Genomic DNA, 732 nt, shown 5'->3' on the forward strand with positions numbered 1-732 from the left:
GCAATATCAGACGTAGAAAACGGTACTTTTAAACGATACGCAATGTGAGCGTGTCCGTTCTCTGGGTTTTTACTTGTCCAATAGGGGGCGGGGAGATCATTGTCATACCAAGACAACACACCGCCTTGTCTGTCGATATCAAATACCAGGTATGTGACCAACTTCGGTTGGTTCACTTGCAGATATTTTTTCTTAATCGCTGTACTTTTTGGGCGTATGTAAGTGACACCGAGTTCATCGGTGCAATACGGCTTATGAGGAAGCGTCTCGATTAGATCGAGTTGAAATGCGTTTGATTGTTTAGCTTTCACACATAACTGCACTTATGGCGGTTACGTGTGGATTGTCTTTGTCTTTCCATGTGTTAAAATTACCTTAAGCTTTAGCCCTGATAACTCTCCATTCCGCCAAGTTTGAATGAGTTTCGGGGCTTTGTTTTATCTAGAGTTAATCTTACTCCTCAATACCTTACTTCGCAATTTCCCTTCGCTTTTCTTGCTTTCAGGCACAAAAAAGGCCGCTATAGCGACCTTTCGAGAATCATTGTTCTACCGAAACACTGCACTTCGCACAAAGTGACATTACGTTAAATCCCACTCTTCACATTAAGCGACATGTTACCACCTAACATGCCGAATTTATCTTTAAGTCTTTGAATTTATGTTGACCATGAAAGATTAAATGAGCTTAGATCGGGGTAGAGTTTCGGCTTTTGGCAGAATAGAGCGCGTC

Annotated in this window: 1 protein-coding gene; it reads right to left on the minus strand. The window is 41.9% G+C overall.

Annotation, left to right across the window (positions count from 1 at the left end; all coding sequences use genetic code 11):
- Window positions 1-311: replication initiation protein (locus R7Z47_RS24790; RefSeq protein WP_318130754.1), on the minus strand; the 311-nt coding region annotated here is incomplete at its 3' end.
- Window positions 312-732: the final 421 nt, after the last annotated feature.

The organism is Vibrio sp. 1641 (assembly GCF_033339995.1).
GTDB classification, from domain to species: Bacteria; Pseudomonadota; Gammaproteobacteria; order Enterobacterales; family Vibrionaceae; genus Vibrio; species Vibrio alginolyticus.